The following is a 19,711-nucleotide window of genomic DNA, read 5'->3' as shown; positions in this document are numbered from 1 at the left end:
GGCGAAATGCCCCAAGAGCGCGGAGCGCGCAATGTGCGCGCCGTAACAGATTTCCTGCTTTCTCGCGTCGTCGAGCTGCTGGACGTGTCCAAGGACACGGTGGATCGCTGGGCACCGATGCACCAATACGGTCTGGACTCGGTGAAGGCGACGACTCTTGCCGCCTCGTTATCCGAATTCGTCGGCTGGAAAGTACCGATCACCTGGATGTGGCAGTACCCGACCGCCGACGAGCTGTCCCGTGCGCTCGTCGAGGGTCCACGTGCCGCGGAGACCGCCGCCCCGGGCAATGACCGCCGTACGGCGTCGCACGAGCCCATCGCGATCGTGGGCATCGGCTGCCGGTTCCCCGGCGGACCGGACCCGTCCGCGTTCTGGCAGCTGCTGTCCGAGGGCCGCGACGCTGTCGGCCCGGTGCCGGCCGCGCGACGCGACCTCCTGAACGACAAGGTGCGGTGGGGCGGGTTCATCGACGGTATCGACCAGTTCGATCCGCTGTTCTTCGGCATCTCGCCCCGCGAAGCCGTCCAGATGGACCCGCAGCAGCGTCTGATCCTGGAGCTGGCCTGGGAGGCACTGGAGGACGCGGGTGTCGCGCCCCAGAGCCTCGTGGGCAGCGACACCGGTGTGTTCATGGCCTCCTGCTGGGGCGACTACGCCGCTCTGGCGCACTACCGCGGCCCCGACAGCCAGATCACCCCGCACACGGCGACCGGCATGCACGACGGCATCATCGCCAACCGCGTCTCCTACGTCCTCGGGCTGCAGGGCCCGAGCATGGCCATCGACGCCGCCTGCGCCGGATCGCTGGTCTCGGTGCACGTCGGGTGCCAGTCGATCTGGATGGGCGAGAGCGAACTGGTGCTGGCCGGTGGCGTGAACCTGAGCTTCGTCTCCGACTACTACACCGCCATGGACCGGATGGGCGCGCTCGCCCCGGACGGCCGCTGCAAGTCGTTCGACGCCCGCGCCGACGGCTACGTCCGCGGCGAGGGCGCCGGGGTCGTCGTGCTCGCCCCGCTGAGCGTGGCGCTCGAACGCGATCTGCCGGTGTACTGCCTGATCAAGGGCAGCTCGTCCCACAACGACGGGCTGAGCAACGGCATGACCGCGCCGAACCCCCAGGCGCAGGAGAAGATGCTCCGCACCGCGTATCAGCGGGCCGGCATCGCACCGTCCCTCGTGGACTACATCGAGTGCCATGGCTCCGCGACGCCCCTCGGCGACCCGATCGAGGCCAATGCCATCGGCGCGGTCCTCGGCGGTGACCGCGGGGTGCCGCTGCGGCTCGGTTCCGTCAAGTCCAACGTCGGGCATCTGGAGGCGGCGGCGGGCATCGTCGGCCTGGTCAAGCTCGCGCTGTCGATGCGCAACGGCGTGCTGCCGCCGAGCCTGCACTACACCTCCCCGAACCCGCAGATCATGTTCGACGAGTACAACCTCACCGTCCAGGACCGGCTGACGCCGTGGCCGCGACGGTCCGACGCGCGCCGCGGCGGCGTCAGCTCGTTCGGGTTCGGCGGCGCGATCTGTCATGTGGTCGTCGAGGAACTGCCGCGCCCCGAGAGCTCGCTCCTCCTGCTGGCCGAGGACTCCCGGGAGGCGCTGGCCGAGCGGGCCCTGGCACTGCGCGACGAGAACGACCTGCGGGCGGTCTGTACGCGGACACCCGGCGACGGCAGGTTCCGGCTCGCGGCCACCGCCCGCGACATGACCGAACTCAGGGCGCGGCTGGACGCCTTCGGCACCGGCACGACGGCCGACGGGCTGAGCGTCGGGGAGGTCTCCGGACGCAGGCCGCGGGTGGCGTTCCTGTTCTCGGGCAACGGCTCGCAGTGGGTGGGCATGGGCAGGCAACTGCTCGCCGGTATGCCCGTGTTCCGGCGGTCCATGATGAAGTCCGACAAGCGGATGCGGGACCTGCTGGGCTTCTCGCTCGTCGACCAGCTGCTGGCGCCCGACGGCCGCATCGACGACATGGACGTCTTCCAGCCGCTGCTGTTCGCCATACAGGTCGCGCTGGCCGACGCCTGGCGCTCGCTGGGGGTGGAGCCGGACGTCGTCGTGGGACAGAGCGTCGGCGAGTTCGCCGCCTCCCACATCGCGGGCGCGCTCGACTTCGAGGACGCCTCCCTCCTGGCCGCCCACCACGGCCGGCTGCTCCAGCAGTTGGCCGTCGGACGCGGTGACGGCATCGTGGTCATGGCCGGTGCGGATGTCGTCAAGCAGCACCTGACCGGACAGCTCACCGTCTCCGGCTACAACGGCCTGAACTCCACCCTGGTCACCGGCACACCGCAGGAGATCGGCGAACTCGGCCTGCGGCTCACCGAAGAGGGCATCACCAGCCACCGGGTGCGGATGGGCCACGCACCGCACTCCCCGCTGGTCGACCACGTTCTCGCCCCGCTGAAGGCCGAACTCGCCGGCATCAGGCCCCGGACCACGCGCATCCCGATGATCTCGACGGTCACCGGCGAACTTGTCGACGGCGCGGAACTCGGGCCGGACTACTGGGCGGACAACCTGCGCCAGGAGATCCGGGTGGTCGACGCCCTGACGGTCCTGCGCGACCACGACGTCGACGCGGTGATCGAACTCAGCCCGCATCCCCTCCTGCTCAAGTCGGTGTCGGAGATCCTGACGGCGGCCACCCTGCCCTCGCTCCGCCGTGGCACCGACGAGGCCCTGACCATGCTGAACTCGCTCGGCGCGCTCCACACCGCCGGACTCCCCGTCGTCCCCGGCCCGTTCCTCGCGGGTGACCGGGGACGGCACGTCACGCCGGGCCGGGGCGGCGTCGCGGCCGACGGGCAGCTGCACCTCGTACCGGTCACGGCGCGCACGGCGGCCGCGCTGACCGACACCTGCCGTGAGCTGTCCAACCACGTCGAACGTGACACGGGCCTGCGGGTCTCCGACCTCGCCTACACGCTCGCGACCCGGCGTACCCACCACAACCACCGGATCGCGCTGTTCGCCCGCAACCGCCAGGACGTCCTGGACGGACTCGCCCGGGTCGCCGCCGGTCGGCCGCACCCCGACGTCGTCACGGGCGCCGTCGCCGGCAACAGCGACCGGCGGGTGGCGCTGGTGTTCTCGGGCGGCGGGACGCAATGGGTCGGCATGGGCCGGGAGCTCATGCGTTCGCACCCCGGTTTCCGCGCGTCGATGCGGGCCTGCGACGCCGCCGTGCGCGCGGCGGGCGGCTGCTCGGTGCTCGACCAGCTCGCCGCCCCGGCCGACGGGGCCAGGTTCGAGGAGATGGACTTCCAGCAGCCCGTGCTGTTCGCCTTGCAGGTCTCGCTGGCGAAGGTCTGGCTCGGACTCGGCATCCGGCCGACCGCGGTCGTCGGGCACAGCCTGGGCGAGGTCGCGGCCGCCTGTGTCGCGGGCGCGCTGTCGTTGGAGGACGCCGCCCGCGTCGTGGTCGCCCGGTCGCACCTGCTCGAACGGAAAGCGGCACCCGGCGCCATGATCTCGGTCGACCTGCCGGAGGAGGAGCTGCTGCCGCGGATCGCCCCGTACGCCGGGCACGTGGCCGTCGCCGTGGTCAACAGCCCCACCAGCGCGGCGGTTTCCGGCTCGCCCGACGCCGTCGGCGCCCTGGAGGCCGATCTCCGGCGGGACGGGATCTCGACCCGGAGGATCCGGGTCGAACGGCCGGTGCACAGCCCCGGCATGGATCCGCTGCTCCAGCCGCTGCGCGAGAGCATCGACGGCATCACCCCGTTGACGAACGGCATCGACTTCCACTCCACGGCACTGGCCGGCACGGTGAACCCGGTCGCCGACGTCGACTACTGGGTGCACAACCTGCGCAACCAGGTCCGGTTCGCCGAGACGATCGGCGCGCTGGTCGACGAGGGCGTCGGCACCTTCATCGAGATCGGCCCGCACGAGACGCTGCGCGGCGCGGTCGAGGAGATCGCGCTGACCCGTGGCGCCCGTGTGCACGCGGTCAACTCCCTGCGGCGCGACGAGAGCGACGTCCGCTGCCTGCTGGAGGCCACCGCGTCGTTGTACGTCAGGGGCCTCCCGCTGACCTTCGACCCGCTGTTCGCCGACGACGTCGAGGTCGTCGAGACCCCGCTCGTACAGTGGCAGAAGGACCGCTACTGGCTGGACAGCACGCCTCGCCGCGAGGCCGCGCCGGCCCCGGCCGTCGGAACCGTGGCCGAGACCGTGGCCGGGGCCACGGCCGGGACCACGGTCGCCCCGGTGGAGAGCGGGCCCGCGGAGAGCAAACCGGCGGAGAACAGGCCGGTGGCGGAAGTCGTCCTCGGTGAGATCGCCGACGCGCTGGGCGTGCCGGTGAGCAGGTTCGACGAGAACGCCGGTCTGCGCGACTTCGGCCTCGACTCGATGCTGGCGATCCGCCTCGTCAACAGGTTGCAGGCACTGTTCGGGCAGCGCGTGTCGCCGGTGGTGTTCCTGGACGGGCGGACCATATCCGAGGTCGTCGGCCACGTCGTCGAGGCCGTCGACGGTCCGGCTGCCACCGCGGCGGCGCGGCCGGACCGGACGTCGCAGTTGCCGCCGGAAGCGACGTCCGCACCGGCGCCCGGGGCCGGGCCGGCCCCGGCGTTCCTCGACGACCTGTCCGAGCTGGACGCCGAGGAGCTGGTGGAGGAACTGGCCGCGCGCGGCTTGCTGGATGCCACCGACGTGCCGGCGTTCGAGCAGCTGCGCGCCGGCGGTCTCGGTCTCGAACTGGCGCCGGCCTCGCACGGCCAGGCCTCGCTGTGGTTCATGCAGATGGTCGCGCCGGACGCCGTGCCCTACAACTTCATGGTGGCCGCCCGGATCCGGACCGCGGTCGACGAGGAGGCCCTCGACCGCGCCGTACGGGCCGTGATGGAACGGCATCCCGCGCTGCGCACGGTCTTCGTCGAGGCCGGCGGCCGCCCGTACCAGGTCGTTCTGGACGAGCCGGTGTACGAGTTCGTCGTGGTGGACAGCTCGGACAAGGACGACGAACAGGCCCGCGAGGAACTGGCCGAGTACGGGCACCTGCCGCTCGACATGGACAACGGGCCCTTGGTGCGCGTGGTGCTGATGGCCCGTGGACCGGCGGACCACTACCTGCTGGTGCTCGTGCACCACATCGCGTCCGACGCGGCGTCGGCCGACGTGATGATCCGCGAACTCCAGGAGTACTACGAGGGCGTCCGCCCCGCCGGCAGCGCGCCGGTCGCCCCTTACACGGAGTTCGTCGAGTGGGAGCGGCAGTGGCTGGCCGGTCCCGCGGCCGACGCGGCGCTGGCCTGGTGGTCGGAGAAACTGGCCGACCCGCCCGCCCGTCTCGACCTGTCCACCATGGAGCGGCCTCCCGGCGTCACCTACGAAGGCCGCGACCTCACGTTCCGCTGGAGCGCCGAAGAGACCGGCCTGCTCAGAGAGTTCGCGGTGCGCGAAGGCGTGTCGGTCAGCACCGTGGTGCTGGCCGGTTTCTTCGCCACGCTCAACCGTGTGGCCGGGGCCGAGGACTCCGTACTGGCCACCGCCATCGCCCAACGCGGCGAACCCGGCTGGGAGTCCGCCATCGGCTACTACCTGAACACGGTGCTGGTGCGGGCGAGGCCCGCCGGTGACCGCAGTTTCCGGGAGCTGCTGCGCGAGGTCCACGCCTTCTCGCTCGGCCTGCTCGAGCACATGAACTACCCCCTCGATCTGCTGGCGTCCGCCCTGCGGCCGCCGAGGGCCGAGGGCCGCTCCCCGTGGTTCGACGTGGTGGTGAACTGGCTGTCCTCGGAGGCGTTCCCCCGGTCCGTCAAGCTCTTCCACGGCATCGGCGACACCATCGCGCCCGACGGCGCCCTGCCGCTCGAACCGCTGCGGGTGCGCAGGCACCTCGCCAAATTCGACCTGGAGATCTCGATGGCCGACATCTCCGGCGAGGTGGTCGGCCACGTCCAGTACAAACCGAGCTACCTGGAGAAGCGGACCGTGACGGCACTGCTCGCGCTCTACCGCACGGTGCTCTTCGACTCGATCGCCCAACCCGACCTGGCACTCGAAGACATCACGCCGAGCGGCCTCCCCGAGGAGACGGACCAGTGACCGAAACCCTGCACTCCGAGTTCGTCGAGCAAGCCGCCGAGAACCCCGGCGCGCCCGCGGTCTACTCCGACGCCGGCGTCCTGACCTACGGCGACCTGGACGAGCGGTCCCGTGTGCTGGCCGAACGGCTCGTCGCCGACGGCGCCGGCCCCGGCGTACCGGTCGGCATCTGTGTCGAGCGCACCCCCGACCTGCTCGTCGGCATCCTGGCCGCCCTGCGCGCGGGCTCCTGCTACGTGCCGCTGGACCCGAGGTATCCGGCCGACCGGCTGACCTTCATGGTCCGGGACAGCGGGACCCGTCTGCTGCTGACCACGCCCGCGTCCCGGGCCAGTTGCCCGGCCGGCCCGACCGTGGTCGTGCTGGGGGAGACCGTGACGACCGAGCCGGGCGAGAAGCCCGTTCCGGTCGTGCCCGGCGACACCGCGTACGTCATCTACACGTCGGGATCCACCGGCACGCCGAAGGGCGTGGCCGTCCGGCACGGCGGCTGCGTCGCCATGCTGGCCGAAATGGACCGGATCTTCGAGGGCTGCGACCTGAGCGGCGTCTCGGCGGCGAGCTCGGTCTGCTTCGACATGTCCGTGATGGAGATCTTCGCCGCGCTGTGCCGCGGCGGCGCCGTCGTGCTCGTGGAGAGCGCCGTCCACCTGCCGGAGAGCCGGTACGCCGACAGGATCACCCACCTCAACGTCGTCCCGTCGGTGATGAACGGCCTGCTCGACGCCGGCGTTCTGCCCCCGAACGTGCGCACGGTCGTGTTCGGCGGCGAGGCCCTGCGGCGCAAACTGGTGGACCGGACGTACCGGGAGACCGGCGCCGACCGGGTCTTCAACGCCTACGGCCCCACCGAGGGAACCGTCTTCTGCTCGTTCGGGCTGGTGCCGGAGGACGGGACCGGCGAGCCGACGATCGGCACGCCGTCGGTCGGCGCCCGTATCCACGTACTCGACGAGAACCTGGAGCGGCTGCCCGCCGGCGAGCCCGGTGAGCTGTACCTCGGCGGCGCCGGCCTCGCCCACGGCTACGTCAACCGGCCGCGCACCACGGCCGAACGGTTCGTGCCGGACCCGTTCCTGAGCGGCGAGCGCATGTACCGCACCGGTGACGTCGTCAAGTTCACCGAGGACGGCGAGCTCCGGTTCCTCGGCCGCACCGACCACCAGGTCAAGCTGCGCGGCTTCCGTATCGAGCTGGAAGAGGTCGAGGCCCGGCTGACCGGCTGCCCCGAGGTCAGGGAGGCCGCCGCCGCCGTACAGGGCAACAGACTCGTCGGCTACGTCGTGCCCGAGGGCGACGGCCACCCGCGGGACGGCGCCCGGCCGGACGCCGGACTCCAGAGCGCCATCACCCGCAAGCTCGCCGCCGAGCTGCCCGAGCACATGGTGCCGGCGACGATCGTGTTCCTGTCCGCGCTTCCGCTGGGACCCGGCGGAAAGCTCGACCGCGCCGCGCTTCCCGAGCCGCCGGCCGCCGGGAACAGCGGGCCCCTGACGGCTGCCAGTACGCCGACCGAGGTGGCGCTGTCGGAGATCTGGGGCCAGTTGCTCGGCCTCGAACCGGCGGGCATCGACGTCCGGGCCGCCTTCTACGACCTCGGCGGCGACTCGCTGCTGCTCGTCCGGCTGGCCAGGCTGATGACCCGGCGGTTCGACCGCCGGGTCCGCGTGCCCGACCTCTTCAGCTTCCGTGACATCTCCTCCCTCGGCCGCTGGCTCGACGAGGAGAGCGGCGCCACCCCCGAGGTGGTCCGGTCGGCGCGCCTCCGCGCCAACACCCGCCGCGCGGCGCTGCGCGGCCGCGCCACCTCCACCGGCAGTTGAGCCACCCCCCTTCGACACGAAGCAGGAGCCTCACCATGACCGACAGCCCCGAGCAGGAGTACGACCCGGGCGATGTGGCCGTCATCGGCATGTCCCTGCGGGCGCCCGGCGCCCGCACCAAGGAGCAGTTCTGGGACAACCTCGTGCACGGCAGGGAGTCCGTGTCGTTCCTCGCCAAGGACGACATCCACGTCGACGAGACCTTGATCCACAGCCCGTTCTACGTCCGGGCCTGCGGTGTGCTCGACACCTACGACAAGTTCGACCCCGCGGTCTTCGGCATCAGCGACCGGATGGCGGCCGCGATGACCCCGGAGAACCGGCTGTTCCTGGAGAGCGCGTGGGAGACGCTGGAGGACGGCGGTTACGACCCGGACCGGGTCGAGGCCGAGATAGGCATGTACGGCGCCAACAACCCGCAGACCGCCGCCCTCTACAGCTCCCCGCCGGACCGGGTGTCGGTCGGCCCCGAGGCGATCGAGGCCAGCCTGGCGTGGTCGCCGGACACCATGACGTCCAACGCGCTGTACTACATGGGGCTCACCGGCGAGGCCGTCACCGTCGCCGCCGTCTGCGCAGGCTTCCACTACGCGGTGCACCTGGCCTGCCAGTCGCTGCTGCTCGGCCAGACCGACATGGCGATCGCCGGTGGTGCGATGGTCCGGCTGCCGCACCCCCGCGGTCACCTGTGGGAGGAGAACCGCATCCTGTCGAAGGACGGCCACTGCCGCCCGTTCGACGCCAACGGCACCGGCACCGCCCTGTCCAGCGGTGTCGTCACCGTGCTGCTCAAGCCGCTGGCACAGGCCGTCGCCGACCGCGACCACGTCTACGCCGTGGTCAAGGGCACGGCCATCAACAACAACGGCGTCAGCGCGATGGCCTACGGCCTGGCCCAGCCCGAGCGGCTGAGCGCGTGCATCGCCAACGCCATGGAGGTGGGCGGCGTCACCCCGGACACCGTCTCCATGTACGAGGCCAACGGACTCGGGATGCCGATGACCGACGAGCTCGAAGTGCACGCGGCGAGCATGGCGTTCGGCAAGCAGACCGGCACCACCTCGATCGGCGGGGTCAAGGGCAACGTGGGCCACGGCGGTGTGGTGTCGGGCGGCTTCGGCGCGGTGAAGGCCGCGATGGCCCTGTACCACGGGAAGCTGCCGGCGACGATCAACCTGACGGAGGTCAACCAGGACCTCGACCTCCCCAGCACCCCGTTCGTACCGCAGCTGGAGGCGGCCGACTGGGAGCCGGAGTCCGGTATCCGCCGTGCGGGCATCACCTCGATCGGCGGCGGTGGCTACAACGCGCACCTGCTGCTGGAGGAGCCGCCGGTGGTCGCCGGGCGCGCCCCCGAGGCCGGCGGCAGGCCGCGGCTTGCCACCTTGTCCGCCCTGGACGACGAAGCACTGGCGCGTCAGCGCGCGCGGCTGAAGGAGCGGCTGGAGGCCGACCCCGGCCTGCGTCTGGACGACGTCTGCTTCAGCCTCAACCTGGGCCGCAAGGTGATGACGCGCCGGTGGGCGGCCGTGGTCCGCAGCCGCGAGGAGCTGATCGCGGCGCTGTCCGACGGCTCTCCCCTCGGCCTGGCCACCGGGACCGCCGCCGCGCCGAGAGTGGACGCCGGTTCCTTCCGCCGCAACGACAACGGGATCGTGCGGTCCGGGACGGACGCGCACGCGCTGTCCGAGCTGGCCGCCGCCTGGGTCGACGGCGAGCAGGTGGACTTCGGCTCCCTGCACATGGGGGAGACCAGCCACCGCGTGCCGCTGCCCACCTACCCGTTCCAGCCGCGCCGGTTCTGGCGTACGGACTGGTGACCGTGAGCACACCGGCACCGGACACCGTGGACCTGGGCGATCCGGACACCTTCGCGGACCACGACCTCGACGAGTTCTGGCGCACCCTGCGCGACACCGCCCCGGTGCACTGGAATCCTCCGGTCGACGGCCGCCGGGGGTTCTGGGTGCTCTCCCGCTACGACGACATCATGGCCACCTACCGGGACAACGTGAACTTCACGTCCGAGCGCGGCAATGTGCTCGTCACGCTGCTGGGCGGCGGGGACGCCGGCGCCGGCCGGATGCTGGCCGTCACCGACGGGCACCGGCACCACGAGCTGCGCAAGATCCTTCAGCGGGTGCTCTCGCCGAGGGTGCTCGCCGAGGTCGCGCGAACGGTGCGGGTCAACACCCGGCGGTGGATCCGCGAGGCGGTCGAGTCCGGCGGCTGCGACTTCGCCGAGCAGATCGCCGCCCGGATCCCGATGACCACGATCTCGAACCTGCTCGGAGTACCCGAGCAGGACCGGGACTTCCTTCTCTCCCTGACCAGGACCGCGCTGTCGGCCGACGACGAGGACGTCGACGAGATCGACTCCGAGATGGCCCGCAACGAGATCCTGATGTACTTCATGGACATCGTCGAGGAGCGGCGCGAGTCCCCCGGCGACGACGTGATCAGCATGCTGGTCGGCAGCTCCGTCGACGGCGTGCCGCTGTCCGACGAGGACGTCGTGCTCAACTGCTACAGCCTGATCATCGGGGGCGACGAGACCAGCCGGCTCACGATGATCGACTGCGTCCGCATGCTCGCGGCCCGGCCCGAGCAGTGGCGGCGGCTCAAGCACGGTGAGGTCGCCGTCGAGACCGCCGTGGACGAGGTGCTGCGCTGGGCGTCCCCCACGATGCACTTCGGGCGCAGTGTCGTACGGGAGACCGAACTGCACGGCGTACGGCTGCGGCCGGGCGAGATCGTCACGCTCTGGCACGCCTCCGGCAACCGGGACGAACGGGTCTTCGCGCGGCCCGGGGAGTTCGACCTCGGCCGCACCCCCAACAAACACCTGGCCTTCGGCTACGGCCCGCACTTCTGCGTCGGCTCGTACCTGGCCAAGGTGGAGATCGCCGAACTGCTGGCCGCCCTGCGGGACTTCACCACCGGGTTCGAGCAGACCGGCGAGTCGCTGCCCATCCGGTCCAACTTCCTGACCGGCTTCTCCACGCTGCCGGTGCGGTTCCGGCCCGATCACTCCGGACTGAAAGAGGCCCCCTTTCCCCTCAGCACCTGCCACACCAGCGACTGCCGGGAGCGCGAGTGAACATCTACCTATCAGGACGAGGGGCATTCGCGGTGCAGGTCGCGGAAGCCCTGCTGGACGAAGGCCACAAGGTCGTCGGCGCGGCCGCACCCAGGCTGCGCCAGGGCCGTTCCGACGAGAGCGACGCGATGTCCTGGGACCGCCTGCGCGCCTGGGCGTACCCCAGGAGCATCCCTTGGACGGACTCGGCCGAGCTGCGCGCGATGCACGTGCCCGACAGCGTGGACATCATCGTCGCCGCGCATTCGCACGCCTTCATCGGCCGGCGGACACGGGCCAGGGCGGGCGTCGCCACCATCGGCTACCACCCCAGCCTGCTGCCGTTGCACCGCGGCCGGGACGCGATCCGATGGACGATTCGCGACGGTGACAAGGTGACGGGCGGGAGTGTCTACCACCTCACCGAGCGTACCGACGCCGGACCGATCGCCGCACAGGAGCACCTGTTGGTGCCCCCGGGCTCGACCGTGCAGAGCCTGTGGCGCGAGCACCTGGCCCCGCTCGGTGTGCGGTTGCTGGTGCGGGTGGTCGCCGACCTCGCCGAGGGCAGGCGGATCGAGGTCCCGCAGGACGAGAAGATGGCGACGTGGGAGCCCGCGATGGACGCGCCGCCACTGTTCAAGCCCGAACTCGTCGCGCTGCCGGGAACGGCGTCCGTCGACGGCAGCAAGTGGGCGCTGCACGCGCGGTGAACCGCTCCATGAGCGCGTTCACGGAACTCGCGCGCACGGTGGCGCGGTCCCGGGACGCGGAGGCGTAGTGGGCAAGGGACTTGCCGGCCGGCTGCTGCGCCGCGGCTACGCCCTCGGCCGCCACGCGTCCGTGTCCCGGCCGGGGACCGGGCCGAGGGCTACGCCTTGCGGAGCCGGTCGATGATGCCGTCGAGGTCGCGCTGGAAGAGGTCCGGGCGGACGAAGTGCCCGCCCGGCACCTCGTGCCACTCGTGCGGGATGCCGGCGTTGCCGAGGAGGCCGCGGAACTCCCGCTGGGTGTCGAGCACGGCGGTCTCGTTGAACCTGTCCCAGAACGTCGGCTCGGGACTGGTGCCGGCCACCATGAAGACCCGCTTGTTCCGGTAACTCTCGATGCGCTGGCAGGGGTTGTCCATGTTGACCCTGTTCTGGTCCCACGGCACGCCGTAGACCGTTCCGCCGCCCAGTTCCAGGGCCGCGGAGGACAGGTTGGCCCAGTGGACGACCCCGCCCGCGATGCCGCCGGCGACGCCGCGCAGGCTGGCCGGGCCGGAGTGGGAGCTCACCGAGGCGAAGTGGCCCCAGTACTTGGCCGCGTACTTCAGCGCGCCGAAGCCGCCCATCGAGAATCCGGAGACGGCGCGGCCGTCGTACTCGGCGTACGTCCGGAAGTTCGCCTCGATCCACGGGAGCAACTGGGCCATGTGGAAGGTCTCCCAGTTCCGGGGACCGACGTTGGTGGTGACCGGGTTGGAGTACCAGCCCGCGTGCCCGCCGTCGGGCATCACCACGATGATCGGCTTGCCCGCGGTCCAGTCGCGGATGTGCAGGCGGTCGAAGGTGATGAAGTCCTGGTCGGTGCCGCCGCCGTGGAACAGGTAGAGGACGGGGTAGGTGCGGCCGCTGGTGTGGTAGTCGTCGGGGAGCAGGACGTTGACGGCGGGGGCCCAGCCGATCGCCGCGGTGTCGAACCGGTAGTACCACATACGCGGGTCCGCCTCGCCCGCTTCCCTGATGTGCAGCCCGAAGCCGTCGGAGGCGGCACTGGCCGACGACGCCGACGCGACGACGCCCCCGGCGCCGAGAGCCACCGCCGCGGAGACCCCGCCGGCGGCCTTCAGGACACCTCTGCGCGTGGGGTGGTGCTCACTCATCATGACCTCCTGGTCAGTTGTCACATGCGCACCGGTCGGAGCCGACCGGTCCGCAAGGTAACCGTGGGCGGCCGGGCAAGGCATCCGGAACGATCCGGAGTGACAGGGCCCGGCGGTCCCTGACAGGCTCGTGGAGCGCGAAGGGCGGCCCCTTACCGCCGCACGGGGGTGGGACGCGGGCACTCGGGGACCGCGGGGCGGTCCTTCGTGCGCACGGCGGGCAGCCAGGCGGTGGACTGCGGGAGGCGCACACGGAACCACTCGGCGGACTGCACGTCCGCCTCGTCGATGATGACCATCCCCTGGGGAAGCCGGCAGTCGACGGCGAGGACATCACCGTGCCACACCCTTGTCGGCACGACGTTGTCGATGGTGTAGGGATGCAGGGGATCGATCGCCAGGCCGAGACTGCACTCCGGCTCCCGGTCCGTACGGCTCCTGCAGTTCTGGTCGGCGTTGAACACCCGTATCCGGGCGGCGGATTCGGCCGCGGCGCCGTCCGGTGCCGTCGTGGCGGGCGCGCCGTCGCGCGCGGCGTTCGACCAGGCCCAGGTCGCCGCGGCCATCCCGCACACCGCGACGGCCAGGAGAGCGGCGCGGGTTCCGCCGAGCCGGCGTACCGCCGGAGGCGCGGCCGTACGGCCGGCGGCGGCCCGGCCGACCTCCACGGCGGGCTCCGCCTCCGGGGCCGGGCGGGCGGTGATGCGCGCCAGCAGGCTCTCGGCGGTGTGCGCGGCACGTGCGTCGTGGGTCGGGGCCAGGCAGTCGGCGGCCAGCGCACGCCAGAACGGCGGTACCGCGTCGGCCAGGCGCAGCGGTGCGCGCCCGTCGGCGTACTCCTGTGCCGCGGCACTGCGCGACACCGGTGTGGCACCGGGGAACGGCGGGGCGCCGGACGCGAACACCTCGTGGATCATGATGCCCAGGGCCCAGATGTCGGCGCTCGTCCGGACCCGCACGCCGCGCTCGCCGAGCGGGGCCTTCCAGCGCTCCGGCGGGAGGTAGTCCAGGGTGCCCATCGGGGGCGCGTACCCGTGGGTGGCGTGGTCGCCGGCCAGTTCCGTGGCGAGTCCGAAGTCCGAGAGCTTGACCGAACCGTCCGCCATGAGCAGGACGTTGTCCGGCTTGAGGTCGCCGTGCACCCAGCCGCTGCGGTGCAGATGTGCCAGGCCCTCGCAGATCCCGGTGATCAGCCGGGCGCCTTCGGCCTCGGTCACTCCGGCGGCGAGCCTGCTCCGCAGACTGCACTCGGCCCGCTCCATGACGAGCACGATCGCGCCGTCCAGGAACGGGTGGCCCGGTTCGCCGAGCACGACGGAGTCCAGCAGGCGTATCAGCCTCGGGTGGTGGGCCCGGCGGCCGAGTTCGACCTCCCGCCGGGCGGCTTCCGCGACGTTGCGGGCCTGGCGCGGTGCGAGCCCGGCGGTCGGCAGGAACTTGAGCGCGACGTCTCCCCCGCCCGCGCGCCCGGTGCCGTCGCCGACCGGGCGCCCGGCGTGGACCGTCGCCCAGCCACCGGCCGCGATCGGCCCGGTGACCTCCCAGTCACCGACCCGGTAGCCGCGCGGGAGTTGCTCCGCGCGATCGCTCCCCGAGGTGTCGGCCGGGTCGCGCACCGTCTCAGCCCCCGGTCCGCCGGCCGTACCGGCGTATGCCGGCGCTCCCCGCGGGTCCGCGTCTCATCTCACCGTCTCCCGCTCCCGTGTGCCCGCTCCGGCCCGGGGCGGGAGCAGCGCGAGATGCTCCTCGCGCACGAGCCCGAACCGCAGCGCGATGCCGACGATCGACTCCCGCTTGCCGTTGCGGCGGGCCTCCCTGCGGAGTCCGTGTTCGGCCGGGACGCCGATCCGCATCTTCTCCTCGGCGATGTAGTCGATGTGCGAGCTGACCGCCCGGGGCGTCAGCCGCCCGCAGGCGGCGTGGTCCCCGAGCCGCTCGACGATCTGAGGGGTCGTCGGCACCGCGACCGGCGACTCGTCGCGCAGCCGCGGTTCGCAGAGCGCGACCAGCACCAGGAAGTAGCGGGACGTCTCGTCCAGGGAGTACGCCGGGACGGTGTGGGTCCCCCATTGGCCGTCGAGGGTGTCCGGGTCCAGGTAGACGTGGTCGGGCGCGAACACCTGGAAGGCGACCGTGCCGTTGCTCCGGGTGGGCAGCACGACCCGGGCGAACTCGAAGGGGATGGGCGCGCCGGCCCGCCGTGGCGGCACCCTCAGGTACTCCCCCGCCCCTTCCGGGTTCTCCACCAGATAACTCTGGGTCCTGCTGTGGTTGCTGAGCTGCCAGTGGTCGTCCGTCACGCGGATCTCCCCGGCCAGCCGGGAGATCGCCGTGTCGGCGAGGCGGAGTTCGACCGGGGTCCTCGCGGAGCCCCGCCCGAAACGGGCCACTCCTCCCGGGCCGAGCCGCAACGTCACCGCGTCACCGCTCCGCGCCCCTCCGATGCCGCCGCTCCCCTGTGGCAGATGGATCACTACCCCGCTCACCGCGCCCTCCCCAACCCCCGTACCACCGGTTGCCACGCACTCCGAACGTTATACATCCCCCGCACATCGGGGTCGCGGCCGGAGGGAAGGCGGAGTGGTGCGGGGGGTCCCGCCTTCCCCCTCTGTCGGTTTCCATCGGTTTCTGTCGGTGCGGTGGGCCTGTCGGTGCGGTGGGCCGGATCAGGGCGCCCCGCCGCCCGCTTACGAGGCCTTCCTTCGGGTCTGCGGGAGGAGGGTCAGGTGGGTGCCCGGACGGCCCGTACGGCGGCCGTTGGTGGTGGGGTAGACGTCCACCCGGCCCGCGGGACGCCAGTGCTGGCCCAGGCGCTTCGCCGTGTACATGGCCTCGTCCGCGCCGCGCAGCAGTTCAGGCAGGCCGGCACCGGGGCGGTGGCCGACGCGGCACAGGCCGATGGAGGCGCGGGGCGAGAGGGTGACGGTGCCGGTGTCGAGCGCGGCGGAGAGCCGCGCGGAGAGGCCGTAGGTCAGTTCCGCGTGCAGGTCGGCGTCCGGCGCGAGGCGGACCACGGCGGTGTACTCGTCGCCGCCCAGCCGCGCGGCGAACCCGCCCCGCTCGTGGCACCAGGCGGCGAGCCGCCGGCCGACGGCGGCGATGACCTGGTCCCCCACGGCGTGGCCGTGGGTGTCGTTGATCTGCTTGAAGCCGTTGAGGTCGAGGAGCAGCACGGCGGCGTCCGGGTGCCTGACGGCCCGCCGCGCCCGGGAGGTGAACTCATCGCGGCACATGAGGCCCGTGAGGGGATCGGTGCGGGCGGTGCGGAGGCGGCGGACGAGGATGAGCGCGTGGGCGGCCCAGCCGACGGTCGGCGCGGCTATGGGGAGTGCCTGGACGAGGAGGTTCATCGAGCACCTTCCGAACAGAGAGCTGGCCCGCCACGGCTTCGCGGACTCGGCGCGTGCGGGCCGGTGGGTGGTCCGGTCATGCTGGAGATCCCCCCTTTCCGCTCGATCGGCGCCAACTCCGCTTCTGTTCAAGGCCGTTCGCATACGATGTCTGGCGGGCGGCGCCCGTTCGGGGCAGGCTGTCCGGATGGACAAGGACGTTATGGGCAAGGGCGTTATGGACGAGGACGTTTCCCGTGTCGCGCTCACGCCTGCCGCCGCCGAACTGGTCCGGCGGCTCCGGGAGAAGCACGGTCCGCTGATGTTCCATCAGTCCGGTGGCTGCTGCGACGGAAGTTCACCCATGTGTTATCCGTACGGGGAGTTCCGTACGGGTGGGTCCGATGTGCTGCTCACGGAGCTCGCCGTGGCGGGGGTGGCCGAGCGGGTGGGGTTCTGGATGTCGGCCGATCAGTTCGAGCGGTGGCGGCACACACATCTGACGGTGGACGTGGTGGCCGGGCGGGGCAGCGGCTTCTCGCTGGAGGCGCCCGAGGGGGTGCGGTTCCTCGTGCGGTCGCGGTTGTTGAGCGACGAGGAGGCGCGGGTCCTCGACGGCTGACCGTCTCGCCCGCGCCTCCCGCCCGCCCGGCGGCTCCTCGCTACGACCCCGCGTCCGCCAGGGACAGCGTGCGCAGCCGCTCCGGCGGGCCCGGCCTCGCGTAGTACCAGCCCTGGGCCGTGTCGCAGCCGAGGATCCGGAGGTGTTCGGCCTGGGTGCCCGTCTCGACGCCCTCGACCGTGACCGACAGGTCGAGGGTGTGGGCGAGGGAGACGATGCCCTCGACGATCTTCACATCGACCGGGTCCGCGGGCGAGCACTGCATGCCGCGGGTGAAGGACCGGTCGAGCTTGAGCGTGCTGACGGGCAGTCTGCGCAGGTAGGAGAGGTTGGAGTAGCCGGTGCCGAAGTCGTCGAGGGCGATGTCGACGCCCATGTCGGCGAGTTGGCGCAGCGGGCGCAGCTCCTCCTCGTCGGCGCCGATCAGCGCGTTCTCGGTGACCTCGAGGCAGAGCGAGGACGGCTCCAGGCCCGCGTTCTCCAGGATGGCGACGGTGTCGGCGACCAGGAACGGGTAGCGGAGCTGGGACGGCGAGAGGTTGACGTTGACGCGCATGGGGGTCCGGTCGGCGCCCTCCTGCCAGGCCCGTGCCTGCCGCGCGGACTCCTCCAGGACCCAGCGCCCGAGCGGCACGATCAGCCCGGTGCTCTCGGCGAGCGGGATGAACTGGTCCGGGCCGAGCACTCCGTGGACGGGGTGCAGCCAGCGGACGAGCGCCTCCGCGCCGCGCACGGTGCCGTCGGTGAGGTGTACGAGGGGCTGGTACTCGATGAAGAACTCGCTGTTGTCGAGCGCCGCGGGCAGCCGGTTGGTGAGGCTGTGCCGGGCGATGACCCGGGCGTCGGAGTCGGCGTCGGCGAGTTCGTAGCGGTTGCCGCCGGCGGCCTTGGCCCGGTACATCGTGATGTCGGCGCTGCGCAGCACCTCGGCGGCGCCGAGTTCGCCGGCGGCGCCGTCGACGATGCCGATGCTGGCCCGTACGGACAGGTCGCGGCCGTCGAGGCGGATGGGCCGGGAGAGGGCGGCCAGCATGCGGCGGGCGAGGGCGATCGCGTCGGCCTGCGCGGTCGGGCCGGTGAGCAGGGCCACGAATTCGTCGCCGCCGAGGCGGGCGACGAGCTCGGCGGGGGCCGTGGCGCAGGAGCGCAGCCGTTCGGCGACGGCGACGAGGAGTTCGTCGCCCACGGCGTGCCCGAGGCTGTCGTTGACCGCCTTGAAGCCGTCGAGGTCGAGGTAGCACAGGCCGAAGCGGGACGGGTCGGAGCCGGCGCCGGAGGTGGCGAGCGCCCGGTCGAGGTTCTCGAAGAAGAGGGTGCGGTTGGGCAGGCCGGTGAGGGCGTCGTGGGTGGCCTCGTAGCGCAGCCGTTCGTGGAGCAGCCGCCGTTCGGTGATGTCCTCCATGAGCGCGAGCTGGTACTGGGGCTCGCCGTGGGCGTCGCGGAGCAGGGCCACGGAGAGGTCGGTCCACAGGACGCTGCCGTCGCCGCGGTAGTACGGCTTCTCGACGCGGTAGTAGTCGCGGTCGCCGCGGATCAGTTCGCTGTACATGCCCCAGACGTCCGGGTGGTCGTCGGGGTGCACCATCTCGCCGACGTTCCGGCCCATCACGTCCTGGACCGGGCCGCCGAACATCCGGGTGAGGGCGTCGTTGACGTCCATGATGCGGCCCTCGACGTCCGCGATGCCGACGCCGATGGCCGCGCCCTCGAACACCGCCCGGAACCGGGCCTCGCTGGTGTGCAGGGCCTTCTCCGTCTCCGCCTGCGCGGCCAGGGCGGCGCGGGAGAGGGCGTCCTGCTCGGCGAGAGCGCGCTCGCGGAGGGCGCGCGCGAAGCCGGCGGAGAGCGAGTGCTGGAGGCGGGCGCACCGCGCGCGGGCCTCGGTGTCGGAGACGGTGCCGCCCGGCGGGCAGTACACCAGGAGGTAGGAGTCGATGGCGCCGAGGACCGACGGCAGCGCCTCGGGGTCGGTGCAGTGGGCGCGGACGAGCGCCGCGCCGACCTCGGTGGCGGGGGCGGGGTCGAACGGCCAGGTGCACAGGACGGCAGCGAGCCGGCCGGCGAGGGGGACGAGGTGGTCCTCGAACTCGGCGCGGGACATATGGGTCGCCGTGACCGGGTAGACGGCCCGGCTCCAGATCGCGGCGAACCGTCTGAGGCTGTCGTCGCGCCCGGGGCCGCCCGGCCCTTCGGAGCCCCGGCGGTCCGGTTCCGATTCCGGTTCTGGTTCCGGTTCCGGATGGTGGCCGCGGAAGGCGTGGGCGTGATGTCCCCGCGCGTGGTGGACGTAGGCGCCTCCGGCGCCGGGGCGGTCCCCCGCCGTGGCGCGGCCCTCCGCCTCGGTGCGGCCTTCCTCGCAGCAGGGCTCCCCGGCCCCGCCGCCGTCTCCCGCGCGCTCCGTGAAACCCGTGGGTCCCGTATGCCCCACGGGCCCTGCCCGTCCCGCGGAAGCGGAACCCGTACGCCCCGTGGCACCTCCCGTGAGACCCTCGTCAGTGCGGCCGTCCCCCGAGCGGCCTTCCTGCGTATGGCAGTCCTGCGCCTGGCCGTCGCGCACGCAGAACCCGGCGGCCCTGCCCGTCGCGACGCCCAGGGCCGCTGCCCCGCTCCCGATACCCACCCCGACCCCGGCTCTGCTTCCGATTCCGTTTACGGTTCCGCTCATCGCGCTGCCCTTGGTTCCGGCCGCCGCCCGTACGGGCCCGCCGGCCGCCCCTCCCGCTGTTCCGCCCCCGGATCCGCCCAGCGTCGTACCGCTCGACGTGTCGGTCACGGCCGGCGCCTCACCGCGGCCGAGCCGTCGTACACGGAAGGGTCGATGCCTCGGGGGATCCGGGTGGGACGCTCCATCAGTCTGACTCTCCAGCTCATCGAACGGATATGTGAGCAGAGGCTACTGATCGACCGTTCGAATGGAAGAAGCAAGTG

Annotated in this window: 11 protein-coding genes; 6 read left to right on the top strand and 5 right to left on the bottom strand. The window is 72.1% G+C overall.

Annotated features, from left to right (window positions below; all coding sequences use genetic code 11):
- Positions 1 to 6 precede the first annotated feature (6 nt).
- From ACWD4A_RS14785 to ACWD4A_RS14765, 5 genes are read left to right on the top strand one after another with little or no spacing between them, the layout of a single operon-like run.
- Positions 7 to 6,063, top strand: coding sequence for an acyltransferase domain-containing protein (locus ACWD4A_RS14785; protein ID WP_451193751.1), 6,057 nt, complete (start codon positions 7 to 9; stop codon positions 6,061 to 6,063).
- Entirely contained in the window at positions 6,060 to 7,886 is a 1,827-nt protein-coding gene (locus tag ACWD4A_RS14780) for a non-ribosomal peptide synthetase (protein ID WP_451193749.1), read from the top strand. Before ACWD4A_RS14785 ends, ACWD4A_RS14780 begins: the two co-directional genes overlap by 4 nt.
- Before the next feature lie 35 nt (positions 7,887 to 7,921).
- Entirely contained in the window at positions 7,922 to 9,706 is a 1,785-nt protein-coding gene (locus tag ACWD4A_RS14775; protein ID WP_451193746.1) for a beta-ketoacyl synthase N-terminal-like domain-containing protein, read from the top strand.
- Positions 9,703 to 10,986 carry a cytochrome P450 gene (locus tag ACWD4A_RS14770; protein ID WP_451193744.1) on the top strand — a complete coding sequence of 428 codons (1,284 nt, stop codon included), beginning with the start codon at positions 9,703 to 9,705 and terminating at the stop codon, positions 10,984 to 10,986. The genes ACWD4A_RS14775 and ACWD4A_RS14770 overlap by 4 nt, the downstream gene beginning before the upstream one ends.
- A gap of 32 nt (positions 10,987 to 11,018) precedes the next feature.
- On the top strand, positions 11,019 to 11,678 hold the full coding sequence (locus ACWD4A_RS14765) for a formyltransferase family protein (protein WP_451193742.1): 660 nt from the start codon (positions 11,019 to 11,021) through the stop codon (positions 11,676 to 11,678).
- A 158-nt stretch (positions 11,679 to 11,836) separates the two neighbouring features.
- On the opposite strand, the gene ACWD4A_RS14760 is transcribed toward ACWD4A_RS14765, so the two are convergent.
- The 4 genes from ACWD4A_RS14760 to ACWD4A_RS14745 all read right to left on the bottom strand — a co-directional run bounded on the left by ACWD4A_RS14760 (position 11,837) and on the right by ACWD4A_RS14745 (position 16,182).
- Positions 11,837 to 12,832 (bottom strand): alpha/beta hydrolase, encoded by a 996-nt coding sequence (locus ACWD4A_RS14760; RefSeq protein ID WP_451193740.1) that lies wholly within the window; start codon positions 12,830 to 12,832, stop codon positions 11,837 to 11,839.
- Positions 12,833 to 12,984: 152 nt separating this feature from the next.
- On the bottom strand, positions 12,985 to 14,448 hold the full coding sequence (locus ACWD4A_RS14755; RefSeq protein WP_451193738.1) for a serine/threonine-protein kinase: 1,464 nt from the start codon (positions 14,446 to 14,448) through the stop codon (positions 12,985 to 12,987).
- Between the two features lie 63 nt (positions 14,449 to 14,511).
- A complete protein-coding gene (locus ACWD4A_RS14750) occupies positions 14,512 to 15,318 on the bottom strand; it encodes a serine/threonine protein kinase (protein ID WP_451193736.1) in 807 nt (268 codons plus the stop codon).
- A 201-nt stretch (positions 15,319 to 15,519) separates the two neighbouring features.
- Positions 15,520 to 16,182, bottom strand: coding sequence for a GGDEF domain-containing protein (locus ACWD4A_RS14745; protein WP_451193733.1), 663 nt, complete (start codon positions 16,180 to 16,182; stop codon positions 15,520 to 15,522).
- A 187-nt stretch (positions 16,183 to 16,369) separates the two neighbouring features.
- Between ACWD4A_RS14745 and ACWD4A_RS14740 the strand changes: the two genes are divergently transcribed.
- A complete protein-coding gene (locus ACWD4A_RS14740; RefSeq protein WP_451193732.1) occupies positions 16,370 to 16,783 on the top strand; it encodes a DUF779 domain-containing protein in 414 nt (137 codons plus the stop codon).
- Between the two features lie 40 nt (positions 16,784 to 16,823).
- On the opposite strand, the gene ACWD4A_RS14735 is transcribed toward ACWD4A_RS14740, so the two are convergent.
- Entirely contained in the window at positions 16,824 to 18,923 is a 2,100-nt protein-coding gene (locus tag ACWD4A_RS14735; RefSeq protein WP_451193808.1) for a putative bifunctional diguanylate cyclase/phosphodiesterase, read from the bottom strand.
- Between the last annotated feature and the right edge of the window lie 788 nt (positions 18,924 to 19,711).

This window comes from Streptomyces sp. NPDC002537, assembly GCF_053594975.1.
This window is presented reverse-complemented; position numbering and strand designations above follow the sequence as displayed.

Bases quoted from the DNA above. Each gene is read 5' to 3' on its own strand.
- ACWD4A_RS14775 (WP_451193746.1), top strand. From the start codon at position 7,922: ATGACCGACAGCCCCGAGCAGGAGTACGACCCGGGCGATGTGGCCGTC.
- ACWD4A_RS14785 (WP_451193751.1), top strand. From the start codon at position 7: ATGCCCCAAGAGCGCGGAGCGCGCAATGTGCGCGCCGTAACAGATTTC.
- ACWD4A_RS14745 (WP_451193733.1), bottom strand. From the start codon at position 16,182: ATGAACCTCCTCGTCCAGGCACTCCCCATAGCCGCGCCGACCGTCGGC.
- ACWD4A_RS14740 (WP_451193732.1), top strand. From the start codon at position 16,370: ATGGACAAGGACGTTATGGGCAAGGGCGTTATGGACGAGGACGTTTCC.
- ACWD4A_RS14760 (WP_451193740.1), bottom strand. From the start codon at position 12,832: ATGAGTGAGCACCACCCCACGCGCAGAGGTGTCCTGAAGGCCGCCGGC.